The organism is Micromonospora sp. NPDC047756 (assembly GCF_055587245.1).
In genome coordinates, this window is sequence record NZ_JBVJGQ010000003.1 from 546,356 (window position 1) to 567,422 (window position 21,067).

Here is a 21,067-nt window from a genome sequence, read left to right on the forward strand (position 1 = left end):
GCCCGCTCCGGGCCCCCGCCCAGGCCACTACTCGAACAGTGAGAGCGTGAGCGTCGAGCTGTACTCGCCGGCGGCGACCTCCGCGGGGGTCCGCAGGTACAGGTCGGCGTTCACCGAGTACGAGTCGCTGGCGACAGCCCCGGAGTCGAAGGCCGAGACCAACAGCTCCTGGTCGACGAGGCCGACATTGTTGCCCGGCTGGGTCGGCTCGTCCAGGCTGGTCACCACCTCCTCGCCCTCGGTGACCAGGCCGGTCTCGCCGCCGTCGAGCAGGCGCGGCTTCCAACCGAGATGGTCGGCGGTGATCGGTGCCTGGCCGGCGCTGCCCGCGAAGTCGGTCGCGCTGCCGAGCACCGCCCAGTTGGCGCCGTCGGGCACCTCGTCGGCGACCCGGGTGTCGGTGACCGTCACCGTCGGCAACGTGCCGACGAACTGGCGGACCAGCAGGGTCGAGCCGTCCTCGGACAGCGCGACGGCGTCGCCGGCGATCGACAGGGCGAGCACGCCCGGTTCCCTGATCTCGTCGATGTCGACAGTGACCCGCACGCTGGCGTCGTCACCGGGCTCGGCCAGCGCGGGCGACGGCAGCACCGCCGCCCCGGTCAGCACGGCGACGACGACGCCGGCCGCGAGCGTCTGCCGCCGTTTGTCTGTGTTCATGTGTTCTCCGTTCTCCGCCATCAGGGGTCATCCGCCGCAGGTGCCGGCGGGGTGTTGCACGGTGCGGACGGTCGTCACGTCGTGTCCGCCGATCGCCCCGGTCACCCGGGCCGTGGCCGAACCCGCCGACAGCGACACGGCACGGCTGTTGAAGGACTGGTAGGCGTTCGCGCCCGGCGCGACGGCCGCGAACGACCGCTCGCCGTACGGCGTCTCCAGGGTGATCCCCACCGGCGCGTCGTGGTCGTTGCGCGCCTGCACCGCCACGTACGCCTTGCCGCCCACACACCGCGTGGACGCGGTGAGCGTGACGGGCAGGTCGAGGGTGTCCGCCGCGAAGGACCAGTTGTCGATCTCGAAAAGGTCCGCGCCGGCCGAGCCGGTGTAGGTGAAGTAGACGTCGTGCACGCCACTGACGCCGTCGAGCGTGGCGGTCACCTCGGCCCACTGTCCGGCCGGGCTGTCCACCGCGACAGTGCCGACGAGGGGACCGTTGACGTCGTCGAGCCGGACCTGGATCTGCCCGCCGGTGGCGAGCGCACGCACCCGCGCCGTCAGGCTCCGCGCGCCGTCGTCACCGAAGTCCACCGAGGACAACGCCGTCCAGTCGCCGTTGTCGATGTCGCGGACGACCAGGTTGGGTGCCGCACCACCGAACTGGGCGGAGCTGCCGTCGACCTTCGTGGTGGCGACGCCCTTGCTCCACCCGAAGGTCTCGGCCTCGAAGACGCGGTACGGGTCGAAGTCGCGAACCTGCTCCACCCCGGCGTAGGTGCCGACGACCTGCTGGATGGCGCCGTCCGGGTTGAAGGTCAGTTCCTGGATGTGCGGGCTGCGGTACCCCTGGGTGGTGTTGCCGTTGATGCGCTTGTTCAGCGTCGGCGCGTGGTAGGTGAAGTAGTACCTGCCACCGAACTCGAACACCGACTGGTGGTTGTTGCCACCGGTGCCGGCCCCGAAGAACTGCGACTGGTTCGGGAAGAGCACGCCGGCGTAGGTCTCCTTCGGCCACGACATCGGGCCGTCGGAGATCATGTAGCCGATCTGGCCGCCCCCCGGGTAACCGGGAAGCGGCTGCTGGTTGCCGCCGAAGTCGTTCCCGCCGAAGTGCGAGGAGTACGAGAAGTAGTAACGGCCCTGGCGCTTGAAGACGTGGCCCGCCTCGAAGGCGACCGGGGCGTCGACCACCGCCGCCGTGCCCTCGGTCGACACCATGTCGTCGCCGAGTTCGATCGACCGGATGTTCTTCGGGTTGTTGAAGCGCTCGGCCGGCGGCATGCTCGTCGACGCGGGCCCACCACCGAAGTAGAGGTACGGCTGGCCGTCGTCGTCGACGAACGGGGCCGGGTCGAACTTCCACGCGACGGCCTCGGCACCGGGGGTACGGCCGTCGATCAGCGTGCTGGTGCGCTCGCTGGTCCACGGGCCGAGCGGCGACGCACCCGTGATCACGTTGCTGGAGCCACCGCCGTTGGCGTAGTAGAGGAAGAACTTCTCCACCCCGTTCACCACCTTCTTGGTGATGCCCGGAGCCCACGAGTTGGCGGTGAACGGGGCCACCCCGTTGGGGCCGGCGACCTGGATCTCACCGTGGTCCGTCCAGTTCACGAGGTCCGCCGAGGAGATCACCGTGATCTGGTTGATGTCGCCGTAGTTGATCCCCGGGGAGACGCCGGTGGTCGGGTTCGGGGCGTAGCCCTGGGTGTCGTTGGTCATGTACATGTAGACCCGGCCGTCGTGCACGAGACCGAAACCGTCAGCCCCGAACTTGTGCCCGATCAACGGGTTGTGCTCCCCAGGCAGCTTGCCGACGACCTCGATGGTCTTCGACGCGGGCGCGGGCGGCGCGGCGCCTGTCACCGACACGTCGTCGAGCGTGAAGTCCATCAGGTGCAGCGCCGGGTCGGTGGACGGCGTGCTCGTCCAGGGGGTCTCGAAGAACAGGCGCGCCGTCGACACGCTCTGCGTCGTCGGGATCGTGAACGTTCCGGTGAACTGCGCCCACTGTCCCTTCGTCGCCGTCACGCTGACGAGGTTGGTGTAGGTGCCACCGCCGTAGTGCATGGTGGCGAAGAACTGCTTCGTCGCCGGCCCGCTCTCGTTCTCGTACCTGATCCGGGCCGTCAGGGTGTAGGCCTGACCGGCCTGCACCTTGCCGCTGAGGTCCTGCATCGGGCCGGACCCGGTGGTCGCCCTGCTGGTGACGAGCGCGGCGTTCGCACCGGAGTAGGCGTTCGACGTGGCCGACAACTGAGCCCCGTCGGAGGCGTTTCCGTTGTTGACGAACCAGTTGGTCAGGCCGTCCTCGAACCCGCCGTTGACGACGAGATTCGTGTCGGCGGCCTGGACCGGCCCCGCCGGGGCGACGAACCCCGTGGTCAGCATCAGGCCGACCGCCGCGAGCGCGGCGACCCGTCCTCGGGTCGCCCGTCGCATTCGTTGTTCCACGAGACATCCTCCTTCATCTCTGACGTGCGGTCATCGGTGTACGGGGGATCGGTGGGTGCGCTGTCGTGAGTGGTCCGGACATCAGGGGCCGACCGCCGCCACCGGGTGCGACAGCGGCCGAGGCGCGGTACCCGTCCGCTGTTCCGCGCCGCCCGGCCGAACGCCGGTGGTCCTGGTCGGTGAGCCGAGGCTCGTGGTGGGGTTATCCGCCGCAGGCGGTGGCGGGGTGCTCGACGGCGTGGGGGGTGATCACGTCCCGGCCGGCGACCGTACCGGTGGCCCGGACCGTCGCCGAGCCGGCCGGCGTCGACGACGCGCGGGTGTTGAACGACTGGTAGACGCTCGCGCCGGGTGCGACGGCGGTGAACGACCGGCTTCCGTACGGGGTCTCCACCGTGATCTCGACCGGCTCGTCCGAGTCGTTGCGCGCCTGCACCGCCAGGTACGCCCTGCCGTTGAGGCAGCGCACCTGGGCGGTGGCCGTCACGGGCAGCGCCGCCAGCACCCCGAGCCGGGCCAGTTGGTAGCTGAGTGCCCGCTCCGGTGCGTCGATCTGGTTCTGGGTGCCGAACTGTCCGGCCCGTGCCGACGTCGCCACCGTGAGCGCGGACTGCGCGGCCGCCCAGGCGTCTGCCGGGTAGTGGCGCGGGTCGAGCGTCCGCCCGTGGGCGATGGCGGCGTCCAGGGCGGTGGTGTCCAGTGGCCGGGCCTGCGCGGTCAGGACGTCGCTGAGCAGGTAGTCGTCGAAGTCGACGTGGCCGCCGGTCTGCTGGGTCGCGTAGGTGAACAGGCCCACCCGGTGACCCATGAAGTGGGCGAGGCTGCCGTCGAGCGCCTGCGGGCCCACGCGGTTACCGAGCCTCGTCCACTGGATCCCGTCCAGGCTGTAGTAGAACGTCGTCCACAGTTGGCCGACCGGTGCGGAGAAGTCGAGGTCCGCCTTCACGTGCACTTCGGTCGCGTCGCCCAGCGATACCGTCGTGCCGGCGATGAAGGTCTCCAGCGTCGACTGGTCGAGGTCGACCGCGAACGGCTGCGACCGGTTGACCACACCGAGGGTGTTGACGTTCCCGACGCGCTTGACGGCCACGTACGAGAATCCGCGGTTGTAGGCGGCCAGACCGGCGACGTCGCCGTTGCGCATCCCGGAGATGTCCATCCGGGTCTGGACCGACTGTCGTGGCCCGAACGTCCGCTGCGAGAGCGTGTTGCGTGCCTCCTCGAACCACGCCAGCTCGGCCCGGTTGGACAGCTTGGTGTAGAGGTACTGGCCGGTCACCACCGTGCCGGTCGTCAGCCGCAGCCAGCCGTCGCGGTCGGTGAGTGACCAGTGCCGGTTGTCCGGGGCGTGGTTCCACTCCCAGGCCAGGTCCAGCCGCGACCCGTTGGGGGCGATCTCCGCCGGGTCGAGCGGCGCGGGGACCGCCCACTGCTCGTCCTGGTATGCCCGGTGCGGCGCGTCGTTGGCGAAGTCGTCCGAGGCGACGACGCTCTTCTGCCGTTCGAACAGTTCCTCGGCCGGGCTCAGTCTGATCGGCTTGTCGAACACTCCGTTGACCGGCAAGACCCCGCCTGTGCCGAAGGTCGGCCACCCGTCCTGCCAGGTGGCGGGGATGAGCGCCGGGATCCGGCCGATCGGGAACGTGTCCCGGAAGAACATGCCGTGCCAGTCGGTCCGGCCGCCCGGGCGGCTGATCGGCACCAGGCTGCCCTGGGCGAAGCCGTTGGAGTTGAGCACTCCGCGCGCCTCGTAGGTGTTGACCCCGCCGGCCGAGGTGTAGCGCCCGAGCAGGTCCTTCGACCGGAACATCACCACCTGGCGTCCCTGCCCCGAGGGCCAGGTGATGATGACGGCGTAGTACCAGCCGTCGATGTGGTAGACCTGCGCGCCCTCGAACAACCCGCCGATGAACGGCTGACCGGCGTAGTTGCTGGCGGTGAAGATGTTCGGGTAGTCCTGCGCGACGGCGGTCAGGTCGGCGTTGAGGCGTACGGCGCTGGTGCCGCCGGAGCCGTAGAAGATGTAGGGCGTGCCGTCGACGTCGAAGAAGAGCGACGGGTCGTGCAGGCCACGGCCGAGGGCGGTGCGCTGCCACGGGCCGTTCTCGATGTCGTCGGTGCGGTACAGGTACGCCCCGCCGAGGTTGTTGGTGTTGAAGACGGCGTAGAACGTGCCGTCGTGGTAACGCAGCGACGACGCCCACTGGCCCTGGCCGTACGAGTTCTGGCCGTTGCGCAGTGAGAAGGAGTCGCCGATGCTCGCCCGGTCGAAGACGTAGTTGACGATCTCCCAGTTGACGAGGTCGTACGACTTCATGATCGGCGCGCCCGGGCTCAGGTGCATGGTCGTGCTGATCATGTAGTACAGGTCACGGCCCTCGTCGTTCTCGGCGGCCGGCACCCGCTCGACGCTGATGTCCGGCACGTCGGCGTTGAGCAGCGGCACCGAGTAGGTGCCGGCGCCGGTGTCGGTGGAGGTGTACGACGATCGGGGCGACCATCCGTCGGCGGCGTGCGCGGTGGCGGGGACGGCGGGAGCGGCCAGCATGCCGGCAGCGACGAGAACGGCCACCGATGCGAGCGCGCACAGCGGACGAAGGCGGCTGGCGGCCACTGTGATGGCCGCTCGGGCGAGCGCGTGCGTGGCGTGGCGAGCGGCGGCGTTCAGGCTGTTCACAGCGGATTCGCGGGCGATGTTCAGGACGCGCGAGCGGACCGACAGGGCCAAGGCGAGCTCCAAACGCGAGAGCGGCGTGAAGGCCATCGTGTTATCGCTAACAAGCTCTGTCAAGACTATCGATGAAACGCATCCGAAGTACGCCCGTAACACCGCGTACATCCACAGTGGACCAACTGCCCGCACCCGCCCCGTCCTCGGTGATCATGGAGTTGCTGCCACCGTCCACGACGGGTCGGGGCAGCAACTCCATGATCGACCGAGGCGACCCTCCCGGCGGGGGGGACCCGGAGGGTCAGGCCTGGAGGCAGGTTCGGAGGGCGACGGTGAGCAGATTGGCGCGCTCGTCGCCCATCCCGCGCATCTGGTTGACCACGTAGCCGAAGCCCACCTGATGCTCGGCGTCGGCGAAGGCGAGGTTGCCGCCCGCGCCGTCGTGGCCGAAACTGCGCTCACCCAGCAGGGGTCGGGCCGGTGGCGAGTGCAGCAGGAAGCCGGTGCCCCAGCGCTGCCCGGTGTCCGGCGGGCCGTGCCGCTGCTGACCACGCGAGCGAACCACTACCGCGTCGTCCACCGACGCCGCCGTGAGCAGCGGCCCACCCTCCCGTTCCGACACACAGGCGGCGTAGAGGCGCGCGAGGCCCTCGGCGGTGCTCACCGCGCCCGCGCCGGGAACACCGGCGGCCCGGATGGCGTCGTCGTTGAAGCTGACCAGGCCGTCGGCGTCGGCGGGGAAGGCGAAGGCGCCCCCCATGGTGATGCCCCGTTCGGCGACCGGGTCCACGAACGGGTCAGGGTCCGGGGGCGGTGCCAGGCCCCAGGCGACGCTGTCGCTCTCCGCGGCCGGAAGCCCCAGCCAGGTACGCAGGCCCAGCGGACCCGCGACGGTGTCGGCGAAGAACGCGCCGGGTAGTTGGCCGGTGATGCGGTGGATCACCTCTCCGATCAGCCAGCCGTAGGTCATCGAGTGGTACCCGTGCGCCGTGCCCGGCTCCCACAGCGGGGCCTGCGCCTCGATCGCCTTGATCACCGGATCCCACGCCAGCACCTCGTCGAGGGTCAGCGGTCGGTCCACCGCGGGCAGACCTGCCTGGTGCGTCAGCAGCCAGCGCACCGGGATGTCCGCCTTGCCGTGCTGTCCGAACTCCGGCCAGTAACGCGTCACGGGAGCGTCGAGGTCGAGCCGGCCCTGCTGGGCCAGCAGGTAGGCGCAGATCGCCAGGATCCCCTTGGTGCAGGAGAAGACGACGACCGGCGTGCGCGCGTCCCAGGGCCGGCCGGTACGGGTGTCGGCGACCCCGCCGTACAGGTCGACGACCTTGCGTCCGCGCACGTAGACGGTTACCGCGGCGCCGACCTCGCCCCGGGAGGTGAAGTTGTCGCGGAAGACGTCGGCGACGCGCCCGAAGCGATCGTCGACGTCGCCGTGGATCTGTGGCTGTGTGACCACTGCCTACCCCTTCACTGACCCTTGGATCAGGGCCTTGATGAACTGTCGCTGGAAGATCAGGAACACGATGAGGGTCGGGGTGAGAATCAGCAGCGACCCGGCGCACAGCAGCACCAGGTCGGTGCCCCACTGGCCCTGGAACGCTCCGAGCGCCCCTGCCATGGTGCGTTTCGTCGCGTCGTCCACGAGGACGATGGCCAGCAGGAACTGGTTCCACGTCCAGAGGAACATCAGGATGGTCAGCGAGGCGATCGCCGGCCGGGCGAGCGGCACCTGGACCCGCCAGAACAACTGCCACGTGCTGCTGCCGTCCACCCGGGCCGCCTCGGACAACTCGACCGGCACATTGGTGAAGTGTGCCCGCATCCAGAACACCGCGAACGGCATGTAGAGCCCGATCAGCGGCAGGATGATGGCCCAGCGGGTGTTGAGCAGGCCGAGGTCCTGCATCTGGTAGTAGAGCGGCGTGACCACGGCCTCGAACGGCAGGGTCAGACCCAGCAGGAAGAGACCGAAGACGAGCCGGCCACCCGGGACGCGCAGCTGACCGAGACCGAAGCCGGCCAGGGTCGCGATGAGCACCGACACCGGTACGACGCCGGCCACGATGAGCAGGCTGGAGCGGAGCAGGGCGCCCATGTTCGCGGCGGTGAAGGCGTCGGCGAAGTTGCCCCACTGCGGGTCGGACGGCCACTCGAGCCCGTTGGGCACGGTGCCCCGGGGCTGCAGCGCCGCCGAGAGCATGCTCACGAACGGCAGCAGGGTGACGACGATCAGGGCGATCAGGAAGACCCGGCCGGTCACCTGTTCGCGTCGACTCAGGTTCACTGCTTGTCCCCTCGGCTCAGGCGCTGGATCGGCAGCACGCACGCCAGTACGAGCAGCATGAGTACGACGGCGAGCGCCGAGGCGAGCCCCACCTGCCGCTGCGAGAAGGCCAGCCGGTAGATCTCCAGGCCCGGCACCGTGGTCTGGAGGCCGGGGCCGCCGCTGGTGGAGATGTAGACGATGTCGAAGCTCGCGAGCGCCGCGATGATCGTCACGGTGAGGCAGACGCCGATCTCCTGGCGCAGGCTGGGCAGGGTCACGGCGAGGAACTCGCGGACCGGACCGGCGCCGTCGAGGCGGGCGGCCTCGTACAGCGCCGGGTCGATCTTGCTCATGCCGGTGACCAGCAGGATCGTGCAGAGGCCGAGCAGGACCCAGGCCCCGATGACGCCGACGGCCGGCAGCGCCGTGTCGAAGTCGCCGAGCCAGGCGCGGGCGACGCCACCCAGCCCGACCGCGCGCAGCGCCTGGTTGACCAGACCGTTCGACGAGAGCAGCCAGCTCCACGCGATACCCGCCGCCACCAGGGGGATGACCTGCGGCAGGAACAGGATGGTCCGCACGACGGTACCGAAGACTCCGGTGGTGATCCGGCGGACCATGCTCGCCACCAACAGCCCCAGCGCGACGGGGATGAAGCTGAAGAAGACGATCAGGACGATCGCGTTGCCGATGATTTTCAGCAGGTCGCTGTCGGTGAACACGGTGAGGTAGTTGTCCAGGCCCACCCAGCGGGCCACCCCGATGCCGTTCCAGTCGTAGAGCGAGTACTGGAGCGTCAGGACGAGCGGGCGCAGGACGAACACCGCGTACATCACCAGGGCGGGCAGGACGTACAACCAGCCGGTCCCGGCCGCGCGGGCCCACCGGAATCGGTGGGCCCGCGTGGGGGTGGGGCGGGTGCGACGATCGTCGCGCCCGGTTGGTGCGCTGCCGAGGGCAGACGTCATCGGGACAGTTCCTTCTGGTACTCGGCCTGGACCGCCTTCACGTACCCCTCGGGCGTCTGCTGGCCGGCGATCAGCTTCTGCATCTCCGGCGTGATCGCGGCGGCGAAGATGCCGCCGGTCGCGTTCGCGGTGAAGTCGACAGCGCCGTTCTCGGCACCGAGCTGCTGGGACGCCTTCAGGGTCTCGGCCAGCACGGTGTTCTCCGCGGCGCTCGGCACCGGCAGGTCGCTCGGGCCGCCGGGGCTGGAGCCGCCGACGGTCACCGAGATCTCGCGGGCCTTGGCGTTGGTGTGCACCCAGTTCAGGAAGTACGCGGCGGCGTCCGGGTTCTTGGCCTTGGCGGAGACACCGAAGGTGTTGGGGGCGGACATCGCCACGTGCTTTCCACCGGCGGACTCGGTGGGGAAGAGGAAGAAGCCCACGTTGCCGGGCATCGACTTGTCGAGGTTGGCCGACTCCCAGTCGCCGTTGAACATGAACAGGCCGTTGCCCTTCTGGAACTCCCCCACCATGCCCGCGTAGTCCAGGGCGTTGGCGTCCTTGGGGAAGTAGCCGGCCTGGGCCCACTTCTGGATGGCCTGGGTGGCCTTCAGGGCAGCCGGGGTGTCGAAGGTCGCCCCCGGCTTCTGGAAAATCCAGTCGGCGACCTGGGTCGGGTCGCCGAACTGGTTCTGCAGCGCCTGGTGCGGGAAGTTGATGCCCGCAGTGTTCTTGTTGAACTGCATGATCGGCTGGACTCCGCCGGTCTTCGCCTTGGCCAGCAGTTCCTCGAACTCGGCGACGGTGGCCGGCGGCTGGGTCATGCCGATCTGGGTGGCCAGCTTCTTGTTGTAGAAGACGCCGGTGACGCTGTAGCCGAGTCCCATCCCGTACAGCGAGCCGGCGCCCCGGGTGTTCTCGCCGACGCGCAGCTGCATGAGCTGCGAGGCGGGGAACTTGTCCCAGCCGTACGCGGTGAAGTACGGGTCGAGGTTCTTGAGCAGGTCGTCCTTGACCAGGTCGACCATGGTCGGAAGCCGGATGATGTCGGGCGAGTTGTCCGACGCCATGACCCGCGGCGCGTTCTCCACGATCACCGTGAACTGGTCCTCGCGGATGTTGAACGTGACGTTCGAGTGCTGCTTGGAGAACTCGTCGGCCAACGCCTTGGCCAGCGGGAAGCCGGTCTCCGCGTACATCTCCAGGGTGATCGGGTCGGTGCCCAGCTCGGTCTTGACGGCGGCGTCGGACTTCTGGCTCGACGACCGGTCCTCCCCCGGCGCGCTGCAGGCCGTCGCGGTCATCCCGACGGCCAGCAGCGACGCGAGGAGCACAGTCCTCCGTCGCGGAAACTTTGTCAGCAATTCTGCCATGTCATGACTCCTTGACATCTCCACGCGTCCCGCGACCCATGGCCGCGCGACGGCTCCACCGGGACCACCGCGAACCGGCGGAGGCCACGACACGTCGGTCGTGGCCTCTCGCGCGGGCGCGGCACCCGTACCGTCAGCACAAAAGGAACCGGCGCGGCCACCGCAGGCGCCTCTGGATGCACCGGAAGTGGTCGCTAAACTGATTTAGCAGAGCATGCGCGCGGCACGGGGAGCTGTCAAGGACAACTTGGCAACGGTGCGGAAACGTTGGGTTCACACCACACCCGACGTGACCGGCGCTCGATCCCGGACGGCGACGCATCATGATGGGCAGGAGCGGTGCCCGTGGCGCCGTGCCTGATTCGGAGGACTGATGGGCCGCAACAGAGCAACACTCGCCGACGTCGCGCGGAAAGCCGGGTTGTCCAAGACCGCCGCGTCGATGGTGCTCAACGGCAGGGAGGGCACCCGACTCTCGGCCGAGGCGCACCAGCGGGTGTTCGCCGCCGCCGAGGAACTCGGCTACCGACCCAACCTGGCCGCGCGCAGCCTGCGTACCCGCAAGACGGCCACCATCGCGTTCGTCTCCGACATCGTGGCGACCACCCGGTTCGCCGGCGACCTCATCCGCGGCGCCCTCGACGCGGCCCGCGAACGGGACCACGTCCTGCTCATCACCGAGACGCAGGGCGACGCCACCTTCGAGCAGTACGCCATCGAGGCTGTCCTGGACCGGCAGGTCGACGGGGTGATCTACGCGGCGATGGCGACCCGACGGCTGACGGTGCCCGCCGCCATCCTCGGCGGCCCGGTGGTGCTGCTCAACGCCACCAGCCCCGACGGCCTGCCCAGCGTGGTCCCCGACGACGAGGGGGCCGGGCGCTCCGTCGCCACCGCCCTGCTGGAGCTCGGCCACCGCGACGCGATCGCGCTCATCGGCCGCAACCGGCTCAAGGAGGACGATCCGGAGGTCTCACTCGCCGCCCGCGCCCGCCTGCACGGCATCCGGCAGACACTGGACGAGGCGAAGGTCGGCCTCCTGGCCGAGTGTTTCTGCACCGAGTGGTTGCCCGAGCACGGGTACGCGGCCACGCGGAGCCTGCTCAGCAAGCCGGAGCGACCCAGCGCGATCATCTGCATGAACGACCGGCTGGCCTTCGGCGCGTACCAGGCACTCGGCGAGGCGGGGCTGACCGTTCCGGAGGACATCTCGGTCATCTCGTTCGACGACGACCCGATCGCCGCCTGGTTGCGTCCGAGCCTGGCCACCACGGCGCTGCCGCACGAACAGATGGGACGTCGAGCGGTCGAACTGCTCCTGGACGGGGGCGCCGTCGAGCCCTCGCTCGTGCCGATGCCCCTGCGTCGACGCCGGTCCCTCGCCCCGCCGGCCGGCTGAGCAACGGCCTCCGATCCGCACCGTCGAATCGGGCTCGGCCGACGCTAAAACGGTTTAGTGCTAGGTTTCCGACCATGCTTCGTCTACCCGACCACTGGGTGTGGGACAGCTGGTACACGCGGGACGACAACGGCCTCTGGCACGTGTTCTTCCTGCGCGCGTCCCGCGCCCTGCACGACCCGCACCGCCGCCACCGCCGGGCCACCATCGGCCACGCCGTCTCGACGGACCTGTGCTCGTGGCGCCTGGTCGCCGACGCCGTGGTCCCCGCCGACGCGCCCGGTTGGGACGACCTGGCGACCTGGACGGGCTGCACGGTCCGTGGGCCGGACGGGCGGTGGTACCTGTTCTACACCGGCGTCGGTCGCGCCGAGGACGGGCTCGTCCAACGCATCGGACTGGCCGTCTCCGACGACCTCATGACCTGGCACCGGCACGGCACAGAGCCGATCGTCCAGGCCGACCCCACCTGGTACGAGCTGCTGGACAAGGAGCTGTGGTACGAGCAGGCGTGGCGCGACCCCTGGGTCTTCCCCGATCCCGACGGCGAGGGTTGGCACATGCTCATCACCGCCCGCGCCAACACCGGTCCGGCGAACACCCGTGGCGTCGTCGGCCACGCCACCTCCACCGACCTCGTCACCTGGACCGTCGCGCCGCCGCTGTCGACACCGGCCGGCTTCGGTCACCTGGAGGTGCCCCAGGTCGCGGTGCTCGACGGGCAGCCGCTGCTGCTCTTCTCCACCGACGCCACCGGCAGCGCCCGGCGCGACGACCACCGGATCTGGGTGGCAACCGGCGAGACCACCCTCGGGCCGTGGGACATCGCGTCCGCCCAGCCGTTCACCCACCCGCACCTGTACGCGCCACGGCTGGTCCCCGGACCCGCCGACGACTGGTCCCTCATCGGCTTCCTCGACCACGTCGACGGAACATTCGTCGGAGAACTCACCGACCCCATCCCGGTCCGCTACGACGCCGCGGCCGGGTTGACAGTCAAGCGGTAGCCCGGACGCGTCCGGGCCGGGGCATCTCGCCCCGGCCCGGACCTGTCGGTGTCGTGCTACCGGATCAGCTGCGCAGCTGCCACTGCTGGTTGGTGCCGCCGGAGCAGGACCAGAGGATCAGCTTGGTGCCGTTCGCCGTCCCGGCGCCGTTGGCGTCCAGGCAGAGACCAGACTGCGCGCCCGTGATCGTGCCGTTGGCGTTGACGTTCCACTGCTGGTTGGCCTGACCGTTGCAGTCCCAGATCACCACCGCGGTGCCGTTGCTGGTGCCCTGGCCGGAGGCGTCCAGGCACTTGGTCCCGTAGACCATGAGCTGCCGGCTGGCGGTGTGGGTCCACCGCTGGTTGGTGGCCGCGCTGATGCAGTCCCAGATCTGGGCCTGCGTGCCGTTCGTGGTGCTGGAGTTGCCGATCTCGGCGCACCGGCCCGACTGACCGCCCACGATCTGCACGTTCGTTGGGTTGGTGCCGCCGCCGCTCTGCACTCCCGCCGCGTTGATCACGGTCTGCGCGCCCGACGGCCAACTGCCGTTGCTGACCGTGACGTTGCCGTTGACCACGTTGCCGCGGTCGCCGTTCGTCACGTTCGTGGAGTTGTTCGTCGACCAGTTGTTGGTGACCGTGAAGTTGCCCATGTTCTCCGCGTACCAGTAGTTGGCGGTGGCCCAGGTACCGGTGGAGGAGAACACGTTGTTGCGGGCGGTGTAGTAGCGGGAGCCCTCGTCGAAGTAGAGCCCGAACCAGCCGTTGGTCCGCAGGCAGTAGTTCTGGTTGATGGTCGCGCCCGGGTTCGCCGACAGCGTGTAGATGCAGCCGCCGTCGGTCATCTGCTGCATCACGTCGTGCACGTAGTTGCCGATGACCTGGTTGTTGGCCGCGGTGGTCGCCGTGGTGTAGCGCGGCTGGTAGTTGTAGAGGCCCCGGTTGGCGTAGTGCTGGCTGCCACCGGCGTCGTTGGCGCCCCAGCCGTAGCCGACCGACAGACCGGTGTACGGCATGTTGTAGACCTCGTTGTACGAGACCGTCGCCGTGTTCACGTAGGTGGTCAGGATCGAGACCACACCCCGGTACTCGAGGCCGAGGTCGTGCACCCGGTTGTTGCTGATGGTGATGTTGCGGTTGATCATCCGCTGGTCACTGGGGTGGTGGGCGTCGGCGCGTACGCCACCGACCACGACGCCACCGGCGGAGTTGCGGGCGATCTCGGAGCGGGTGACGGTGATGTTGCTGGCGCCCAGGCCGACGCCGCTGGCGTGGGCGTTGGCGTCGTTGCCGATGCCGATCGCGGTCTGCCCGAGGTTGACGAACTGGGAGTCGCTGAAGGTGATGGTGTTGGCCGCGGATACCTGCACGGCGGCGGGCATCTGGTTCCAGTTCGGCCGGGTGGCCTCGAACTGGGGGCAGCCGGCCTGGCAGGAGGTCAGCGCGTCGGAGGGCCGGGACCAGGTGCCGGTGATGTGGGCGCCGGTCTGCTGGTCGGCGAAGCCGTTGCTGCTGCTCGGGCCGAGCCAACTGGTGCCGGTGAAGGTGATGCCGCTGAACGAGATGTGGTGCGCCGGCGCGGCGAGGGTGCCGCCCAGGTTGACCAGGGACTGCAACTGCGGCAGCTCCACGCTCACCGAGCTCATGTTCTGCCCGGCGAGCGGGATGTAGTTGAGCTGACCGTTGCTCGGGTTGAGATACCACTCCCCCGCCGAGTCCAGGAACTCGTACGCGTTGGTCAGGTAGAAGGGGCCGGCGCGGTGCGGGCTGGAGAGGGTGTCGAACCCGAAGGTGTTGTTGTTCCACGCGGGCTGCTGCATCGTCAGGAAGTTTCCGCTGATGCTCTGCACCGGCGAGTACCTGTCGGTGAACGAGCCGACGCTCTCCACCTCGACGCGGTTCTGGTTGCCGAGGTTGTTGAGGTAGTTGAGCGCGCTGTTGGTGAACCGCATGCCGGACGTGGTGAAGGTGAAGTCGGAGCGGTTCACGGCGGTGCGGGCCCGGGTGGCGACCGCCCCGTTGACGTAGAGCTGACGGGAGTCGAGCCCGGCGCCGACGTTGGCCCGCCAGATGTTCTTTCCGGAGTCGACGAGCGACCAGCCGGTGACCGCCCGGGCGCCGGTGATCGTGGGACGCGCGCCGGAGGCCGCCCGCCAGATCACCTGATAGCCGTTGGTGCCCGAGTCGGCCGCGGTGAACCGCAGCGGCGACGAGAGCCGGTACGCGCCGTTGGCCAACTCCACGACGATGTCACCGGACATCGCGCTGTTGATCGCCCGTACCGCCGTCTGGGCGGCGGTCAGCGAACACGGTTGGCTGGCGGAACACGCGGTGCCGGTGCCGGAGGGCGACGCGTAGAGGGTGGTGGTGGCCGCGGAGGCCGGGGACGCCGAGGCGGTTACCGCGACCAGCGCGGTCACCGCTGTCGCGGCGGCGCCGGCCAGCAGCCGGCGCAGCGACGAAAGGGACGAGGACACGGGACGATGCTCCTGACATGAGAACGGGGTGGGGGTGGCGGAGCGGCCTCGACCAGCGCGGGGGTGACGGGTCGGGCAGTTATCCGAGGATCTCCCGGAGATAGCGCAGGCCGTCCGTGGCGAGACGGTCCTGCGAGGGGGCCAACGGACGCCAGATCGCCGCGGCGGTGGCGATGGTTTCGTTCTCCGCGGTGAACGACTCGATGCAGATCGAGCCCTGGTAACCGGTGTCCCGCAGGACCGTGAAGAAGCGGGGCCAGTCGAAGTGGTCGGCACCCGGAGCGCCCCGGTTGGTGCCGCTGACCTGGACGTGCTTGATGTGCGGGCCGGCGACGGCGAGGGCCGCGTAGGGGTCGGCCTCCTCGATGTTCATGTGGTAGGTATCGATCATGATGCCGACGTTCGGCGGTAGCCCGTCGATCAATTCGATCGTCTGCTCGATCGTGTTGACGACACTCGTCTCGTAGCGGTTCAACGCCTCGACACCGATGCTCACGCCCAACTCGCCGGCCTGCTCGGCCACCGGTGCCAGGGCCTGCCGGAATTCCGCATAGCAGGCCGCGCGAGCCGCTGGGGACATCCGCCAGGTGCGGCCGACCGAGGCGTACGCGGGGCCGCCGACGCATCCAGCGCCGACGGCCGCCGCGCTCGCCACGCAGCCCTTGAGGTACGCCACCGTCGACTCGACGACCGCCGGCGCGGCGTCTACCAGGTCCCGCCCGGGCGGGGTGACCGCGCAGACGCCGGCGGCGACGAGGCCGTGCTCCGCCAACAGATCCCGGGTCCGGATCGGGTCCCAGTCACCGGGCTGCTCGATCGGCAACTCGACCGCGTCGAAGCCGAACGCGGCGATCCGCGGGATCAGCTCGGTCAGGGCCTTGTCGTCGACCGGCGAGGTCCAGACCCAGGGGTTGACGCCGATGGCGTACATCGGTTCCTACTTCCAGCGCTGCGGGTAACCGGGCAGGTCGGTGCAGCCGCACATCGCGTAGTGCAGGGGCGGCATGTTCGCGTCGAGGTACTGGTCCAGGTTGTCCTGGGTGACGGTCGGCTGCGGCAGCTTCCACGGGCTGGACACCTGCTTGCCGTCCAGGATCTGCAACACCGCCAGGATCGGCGTCCGCCACTGGTAGGTCGGGTAGGTCGGCGCGATCGCGGTGAGGTTCTTGTCCTTCCAGATCTTCAGGAAGTCGAGCTGGTCCTCGCCGTTCATCGGCGGAACGGGCTTGCCCGCGTCCTGGAACGCCTCGACTGCCGCGACGGCCGTCGCTCCGGCGTCCATCCAGACCCCGTCGATCGTGCCGTACCGCTGGATGTAGTCGTCGACGATCTTCTTGGTCTTGGCCGGGTCACCATCGGTGAACTCGACGCCCACGACGTCGACCTTCGCCTTGTCGAACGCCACCTTCGCCGCCGACCAGCGGGTCTCCAGGACGTCGACGCCGGGCAGGATCCGCAGGGCGAGGACCTTGCCGCCGGACTTCATCTTCTGGCTGACGAACTCGGCCCCGACGTGGCCGAACCCGTAACCGCCGATGGGGTTGATGAACGTCACCGGGCACTTCGTGTTGACACCGCGGTCGAAGACGACGACCGGCAGCCCGGCCTTGCAGGCCGCCTCGACGGCCGGGGTGAGCGTGGCGGTGGTGTTCGGCGAGACGATGAGCGCGTCGCAGCCCTTGCCGAGCAGATCGTTGATGTCCGCGATCTGCTTCTGGTCCTTGCCCTCGGCGTCGACGTGCACGAACTCCTTGATGCGGCTCTTCTGCGCCTCGACCTCGGCCTGCATGGTCTTGAACCCGACCTGCCGCCAGGGGTTGTTCAGCGCCGCGTTCGAGAAGCAGATCTTGTGTGGGCCGCTCTTCTTGAACTTGGCGGTGTCGACCATCGTCGGGTTGAGCACCTGTTCCCACGGCTTGTCGGCCGGGCCGGTCGGTGCCGCGTCGAGCAGCGCCAACTCGGCGTCGTAGTCGGCCTGCACGAAGAACTTCGACTGGTCCCCGGTGCCGGACCCGGTGGCGGCGGACGCGCTTCCCGACGGGCTCGCGGCCGGCTCGTCGGTGGCACAGGCGGTAAGGGACAGCAGGGTGACAGCGGCAATGGCCGCCATGGAACGTCGCACTATGGTTTTCCCTTCATCTCGACGAAGAACGCGTTGCCGAGACCGCCACGGCGAGCAGGATGATCGCGCCCTGGACGGTCGATCTGAGGGCGCCGGAGACGCCGTAGAAGTTCATGAGGGCGAACAGCAGTTCGAGGGTCAGCGCGCCGAGCATCGCCCCGACGACAGCGCCGCGACCTCCGCCGAGCGCCACCCCACCGAGGACGACGGCGGTGATCGCACCGAACTCCAGGCCCGCGCCGGCCTGGAACGACACGCCGCTGTAGCCGCCCAGGAGGATGGCCGCCACCGCCGCCGCGAGCCCGCTGAGGATGAAGGCGAAGGTCCGGGTACGCCAGACGCGTACGCCGCTGAGCTCGGCGGTGCGCGGGTTGTCGCCGACGGCGACCAGCGTCCGGCCGAAGTCCGAGCGCATCAGCAGCACGGCCGCCACCGCCAGGACCACCAGTACCACCAGCGCGTACGGAACGCGGCCCAGCACCGGCACGTCCTCGAAGGCGCGCCGGCCGAACCGACGGAACTCCTCGGAGAGCCCACCCTTCGGGGCACCGTCGGACCACAGGTAGACCGCACCGACGAGGATCAGGAACATGCCGAGGGTGGTGATGAACGACGGCACCCGCAGCCGTGTCGTGATCAGGCCGTTGACCAGCCCGACCAGTGCGCCGAAGGCCAGCAGGAGCAGCACCACCGGCCAGGTACGCGCCGGGTCGCTGTCGATCAGCCGGGCGGCCACCACCACCTGGGCGGTGACCAGGGAACCAACCGACAGATCGAACTCGCCGGACACGATCACGAAGTACTGGCCGGCGGCGAGCAGGATGATCGGGGCCGAACGGCCGAGGAAGGACATCAACGACGGCGGGGCCAGGAAGTCGGGCTGACGAATGCCGACGAGCACCAGCAGCACCGCGAGGATAACGAGGATCGGCAGGACTCCACCGGGACGCACGCGCGGCAGACGCAGCGGCAGGGAACGAGGCTGGACGGTCTGCATGGCTAGGCCGCCTTTCGCATGGCCCGGCGGGCGTAGACGGCGACCGCGGCGATGATGATGACGCCCCGGATCACCTGCTTGAAGAAGGCGTCGACCTCGAGCTGATTGAAGATGGCGTCGATGCTGGCCAGCAGCAGCACCCCGCCGACCGTGCCGATGACGCCGCCGCGCCCACCGGCGAGGGCGGTTCCGCCGATGACCACAGCGGCGATCGACTCCAGGTCGTAGAGGCCCTCGGTGCCGACCCGGGGTGCGCCCGAGCCGAGCCGACTGGCGAGGTAGATGCCGGCGAGCCCCGCGCACATCGAACACAGGACGTGGGCGGTGACGAGGACCCGGTTGTTGCGGACGCCGGAGAGCCGCGCCACCTCCGGGTCCCCACCGACGGCGACCAGGTGGTGGCCGAAGCGGGTCCGCGACAGGGCGAACCAGGCCGCCGCGGTGACCGCTATCAGCAGCAGGAACGACACCGGAACCGGCCCGACCCGCTGGTAGCCGAGCGCCTGCACGAGCGAGGGCGCGGTGGTGCCGGCGGGGCCGTCGTAGCCGTTGTCGAGGTAGCCCTTGAGCAGTAGCCCGACGCCCAGCGTCGCGATGAACGCGTTGACCCGGAACCTGGTGACGAGGAGCCCGTTGAGCAACCCGACACCGGCGCTGACCACGAGCACCAGGCCGATCGCCGGCAGCACCGCGCCGTCGCTGCCGTTCATCGTCTCGGCCGCGACGAGGGTGCTGAGACTGATCACGTACGCCACCGAGAGGTCGAGCGAGCCTCCCAGGATGACGAGAGTCTGCCCCACCGCGACCAGCCCGAGGCCGGCCGCGACATGCAGCAGACTCACGGTCGTGGACTGGTTGAAGAGCTGACCACCGTCGAGCAGGACGACGAGCCAGCCGATCGTCAGGGTCAGGGTCAGGGCCACGAACACGCCCGGTACGGACCGTCGGGCCGGCAGCAGCGACAGGGCGCTCACTGGGTCACCTCGGTTCGCGACTGCGGGGCTCGCAAAACCGGCTCACTCCTCGCGCTCACTGGGCCGCCTCCCGCACCGTGCCGACCGCCAGCGCGACGACCTCCTCCTCGGTCGCGCCGGCGGGCAGCTCACCCGCGACGTGGCCGTCCCGCATGACGACGATCCGGTCACTCATTCCCAGCAGCTCCGGTAGATCGGACGTGATCATCAGCACGGCCGCGCCATCCCGGGCGAGGCGGCGGACGAGATCATGGATGGCTGACTTCGCGCCGACGTCGATGCCCCGGGTCGGCTCGTCGAAGAGCAAGATCCGCGGGCTGAGCGCGAGCCACCGAGCCAGTACGACCTTCTGCTGATTGCCCCCGGACAGGAAGCGGATCTCCTGGTCGTCGCCGGCGCCGCGGATCTCCACGGCGGCCAGCAACTCGCGTACCCGGGCGGTCCTGGCCGCCCGGCCGGACCGGGCGGCGAAGACGGCCCGGCTGGCCAGCAGCGCGTTGTCCAGCACCGACTGCCGAGGGACGATCCCCTCGCCCTTGCGGTCCTCGGTGACGTAGGCGATGCCGGCCCGCATGGCGGTGCGGGGTGAGCGCAGTCGGACCGGCCGGTCGTCGAGTGTGACGTCGCCGGTCGTGAACGGCGACACCCCGAAGATCGCGCGGGCCAGCGCCGAGCGCCCGGAGCCCTGCAGGCCCCCGATGCCGAGCACCTCGCCGGCGCGCAACTGGAGGTTGACGTCGCGCAGTTTGCGGTTGCCGGCGTCGCGAACGGTGAGCCGCACCGGGCCCCGGTCCTCGGGGACGGCCCGGTCCGGGTAGTAACTGGACAGTTCCCGGCCGACCATGTGCCGCACCAACTGGTCCGGCGTGGTGTCGGCGGTGTCCACCGTGGTTACACGTCGGCCGTCCTTGAGCACTGTGATCCGCCCGGACAGGTCGAAGACCTCGGCGAGCCGGTGCGAGACGTACAGCAGCCCGATGCCCCGCTCCTGCAGTCGGCGTACCAGCCCGTAGAGCAGCTCGACCTCGTGGTCGGCCAGCGCGGCGGTCGGCTCGTCCATGATGAGCAGCCGCGCGTCCAGGGCGAGCGCCTTGGCGATCTCGACGACCTGCTGCTGCGCGACGCCCAGCTGCCCCACCCGGGCGTCGGCCGGCAACGTGGTCTCACCGATCGAGGCCAGCAGCCGCGTGGTGTGGTCGATCATCCCCCGACGGTCGACGAGCCCGCGTCGGACCGGCTCGTGCCCCAGGTAGACGTTCTCCGCGACGGTCCGTTCCGGCAGCAGGTTGAATTCCTGGTGGATGATGCCGATGCCGGCCCGCTGCGCGTCGCGCGGGCCACGGAACGTCCGCGTCGCGCCGGCGAACTCGACAGTGCCCCCGTCCGGGGCGTGCCCACCCGAGACGATCTTCATGAGGGTCGACTTCCCGGCACCGTTCTCACCGACCACGGCGTGCACCTCGCCCGGCGCGACATCGAGGTCGACGCCGTCGAGAACGCGGACCCCGAGGAAGGACTTACCGATGCCCCGGAGGGTGAGAAGCGGCGTCGGCGGCGGGTCTGACATCCCGAAAGCCCTCACAGACAGTAGTTATAGACGTATTTAGATGCCACACTACGGCGGCTTTGAGGCACTGAACAACAAGCTTTCGTGGCATCAACCACGACTTACGTTCTTGCGGTGCAAACATTCCCTTGACACCGACGAAACATCACACGTATGAAGATAGATGTTTGGATGCGGG

The 21,067-nt window shown here is 69.4% G+C and carries 15 protein-coding genes; 2 read left to right on the forward strand and 13 right to left on the reverse strand.

Features of this window, described 5'->3' with window-relative positions; genetic code table 11:
• Nucleotides 1–27: 27 nt before the first annotated feature.
• From ACZ6NZ_RS11875 to ACZ6NZ_RS11905, 7 genes are all read right to left on the reverse strand, one after another.
• Nucleotides 28–660, reverse strand: coding sequence for a hypothetical protein (locus ACZ6NZ_RS11875; protein WP_465858113.1), 633 nt, complete (start codon nt 658–660; stop codon nt 28–30).
• A 27-nt stretch (nt 661–687) separates the two neighbouring features.
• Nucleotides 688–3,108 (reverse strand): family 43 glycosylhydrolase, encoded by a 2,421-nt coding sequence (locus tag ACZ6NZ_RS11880; RefSeq protein WP_465858115.1) that lies wholly within the window; start codon nt 3,106–3,108, stop codon nt 688–690.
• Nucleotides 3,109–3,310: 202 nt separating this feature from the next.
• Nucleotides 3,311–5,872, reverse strand: coding sequence for a glycoside hydrolase family 43 protein (locus ACZ6NZ_RS11885; protein WP_465858117.1), 2,562 nt, complete (start codon nt 5,870–5,872; stop codon nt 3,311–3,313).
• Between the two features lie 208 nt (nt 5,873–6,080).
• Nucleotides 6,081–7,235: a serine hydrolase domain-containing protein gene (locus ACZ6NZ_RS11890; protein WP_465858119.1), complete on the reverse strand. Its 1,155-nt coding sequence runs from the start codon at nt 7,233–7,235 to the stop codon at nt 6,081–6,083.
• 3 nt (nt 7,236–7,238) lie between these two features.
• Nucleotides 7,239–8,063, reverse strand: a complete 825-nt coding sequence (locus ACZ6NZ_RS11895) for a carbohydrate ABC transporter permease (protein WP_366611371.1) — start codon at nt 8,061–8,063, stop codon at nt 7,239–7,241.
• The gene (locus ACZ6NZ_RS11900) at nt 8,060–9,013 is read right to left on the reverse strand and encodes a carbohydrate ABC transporter permease (RefSeq protein WP_465858121.1); all 954 of its coding nucleotides are present in this window, start codon (nt 9,011–9,013) and stop codon (nt 8,060–8,062) included. The genes ACZ6NZ_RS11895 and ACZ6NZ_RS11900 overlap by 4 nt, the downstream gene beginning before the upstream one ends.
• Nucleotides 9,010–10,365, reverse strand: a complete 1,356-nt coding sequence (locus ACZ6NZ_RS11905; RefSeq protein WP_465858123.1) for an ABC transporter substrate-binding protein — start codon at nt 10,363–10,365, stop codon at nt 9,010–9,012. Before ACZ6NZ_RS11905 ends, ACZ6NZ_RS11900 begins: the two co-directional genes overlap by 4 nt.
• 373 nt (nt 10,366–10,738) lie before the next feature.
• Between ACZ6NZ_RS11905 and ACZ6NZ_RS11910 the strand changes: the two genes are divergently transcribed.
• Complete coding sequence (locus tag ACZ6NZ_RS11910) at nt 10,739–11,764, forward strand: LacI family DNA-binding transcriptional regulator (protein WP_465858125.1); 1,026 nt, start codon at nt 10,739–10,741, stop codon at nt 11,762–11,764.
• Nucleotides 11,761–12,771 carry a family 43 glycosylhydrolase gene (locus tag ACZ6NZ_RS11915; RefSeq protein ID WP_465858417.1) on the forward strand — a complete coding sequence of 337 codons (1,011 nt, stop codon included), beginning with the start codon at nt 11,761–11,763 and terminating at the stop codon, nt 12,769–12,771. The genes ACZ6NZ_RS11910 and ACZ6NZ_RS11915 overlap by 4 nt, the downstream gene beginning before the upstream one ends.
• Nucleotides 12,772–12,835: 64 nt before the next feature.
• Here ACZ6NZ_RS11915 and ACZ6NZ_RS11920 read toward each other — a convergent pair whose 3' ends face one another.
• From ACZ6NZ_RS11920 to ACZ6NZ_RS11945, 6 genes are all read right to left on the reverse strand, one after another.
• The gene (locus ACZ6NZ_RS11920) at nt 12,836–15,229 is read right to left on the reverse strand and encodes an RICIN domain-containing protein (RefSeq protein ID WP_465858127.1); all 2,394 of its coding nucleotides are present in this window, start codon (nt 15,227–15,229) and stop codon (nt 12,836–12,838) included.
• A gap of 79 nt (nt 15,230–15,308) precedes the next feature.
• A complete protein-coding gene (locus ACZ6NZ_RS11925; protein WP_465858129.1) occupies nt 15,309–16,160 on the reverse strand; it encodes a sugar phosphate isomerase/epimerase family protein in 852 nt (283 codons plus the stop codon).
• A gap of 6 nt (nt 16,161–16,166) precedes the next feature.
• Nucleotides 16,167–17,351 (reverse strand): substrate-binding domain-containing protein, encoded by a 1,185-nt coding sequence (locus tag ACZ6NZ_RS11930; RefSeq protein WP_465858131.1) that lies wholly within the window; start codon nt 17,349–17,351, stop codon nt 16,167–16,169.
• A 13-nt stretch (nt 17,352–17,364) separates the two neighbouring features.
• Nucleotides 17,365–18,348 carry an ABC transporter permease gene (locus ACZ6NZ_RS11935; protein ID WP_366611360.1) on the reverse strand — a complete coding sequence of 328 codons (984 nt, stop codon included), beginning with the start codon at nt 18,346–18,348 and terminating at the stop codon, nt 17,365–17,367.
• A gap of 2 nt (nt 18,349–18,350) precedes the next feature.
• On the reverse strand, nt 18,351–19,322 hold the full coding sequence (locus tag ACZ6NZ_RS11940) for an ABC transporter permease (RefSeq protein ID WP_366611358.1): 972 nt from the start codon (nt 19,320–19,322) through the stop codon (nt 18,351–18,353).
• Nucleotides 19,323–19,377: 55 nt separating this feature from the next.
• On the reverse strand, nt 19,378–20,889 hold the full coding sequence (locus tag ACZ6NZ_RS11945; protein WP_465858134.1) for a sugar ABC transporter ATP-binding protein: 1,512 nt from the start codon (nt 20,887–20,889) through the stop codon (nt 19,378–19,380).
• Between the last annotated feature and the right edge of the window lie 178 nt (nt 20,890–21,067).

Excerpts from the sequence above, each read along its gene's own strand:
- ACZ6NZ_RS11935 (WP_366611360.1), bottom strand. The coding sequence starts at position 18,348 with ATGCAGACCGTCCAGCCTCGTTCCCTGCCGCTGCGTCTGCCGCGCGTG.
- ACZ6NZ_RS11905 (WP_465858123.1), bottom strand. The coding sequence starts at position 10,365 with ATGGCAGAATTGCTGACAAAGTTTCCGCGACGGAGGACTGTGCTCCTC.
- ACZ6NZ_RS11900 (WP_465858121.1), bottom strand. The coding sequence starts at position 9,013 with ATGACGTCTGCCCTCGGCAGCGCACCAACCGGGCGCGACGATCGTCGC.
- ACZ6NZ_RS11945 (WP_465858134.1), bottom strand. The coding sequence starts at position 20,889 with ATGTCAGACCCGCCGCCGACGCCGCTTCTCACCCTCCGGGGCATCGGT.
- ACZ6NZ_RS11910 (WP_465858125.1), top strand. The coding sequence starts at position 10,739 with ATGGGCCGCAACAGAGCAACACTCGCCGACGTCGCGCGGAAAGCCGGG.
- ACZ6NZ_RS11885 (WP_465858117.1), bottom strand. The coding sequence starts at position 5,872 with ATGGCCTTCACGCCGCTCTCGCGTTTGGAGCTCGCCTTGGCCCTGTCG.
- ACZ6NZ_RS11875 (WP_465858113.1), bottom strand. The coding sequence starts at position 660 with ATGAACACAGACAAACGGCGGCAGACGCTCGCGGCCGGCGTCGTCGTC.
- ACZ6NZ_RS11925 (WP_465858129.1), bottom strand. The coding sequence starts at position 16,160 with ATGTACGCCATCGGCGTCAACCCCTGGGTCTGGACCTCGCCGGTCGAC.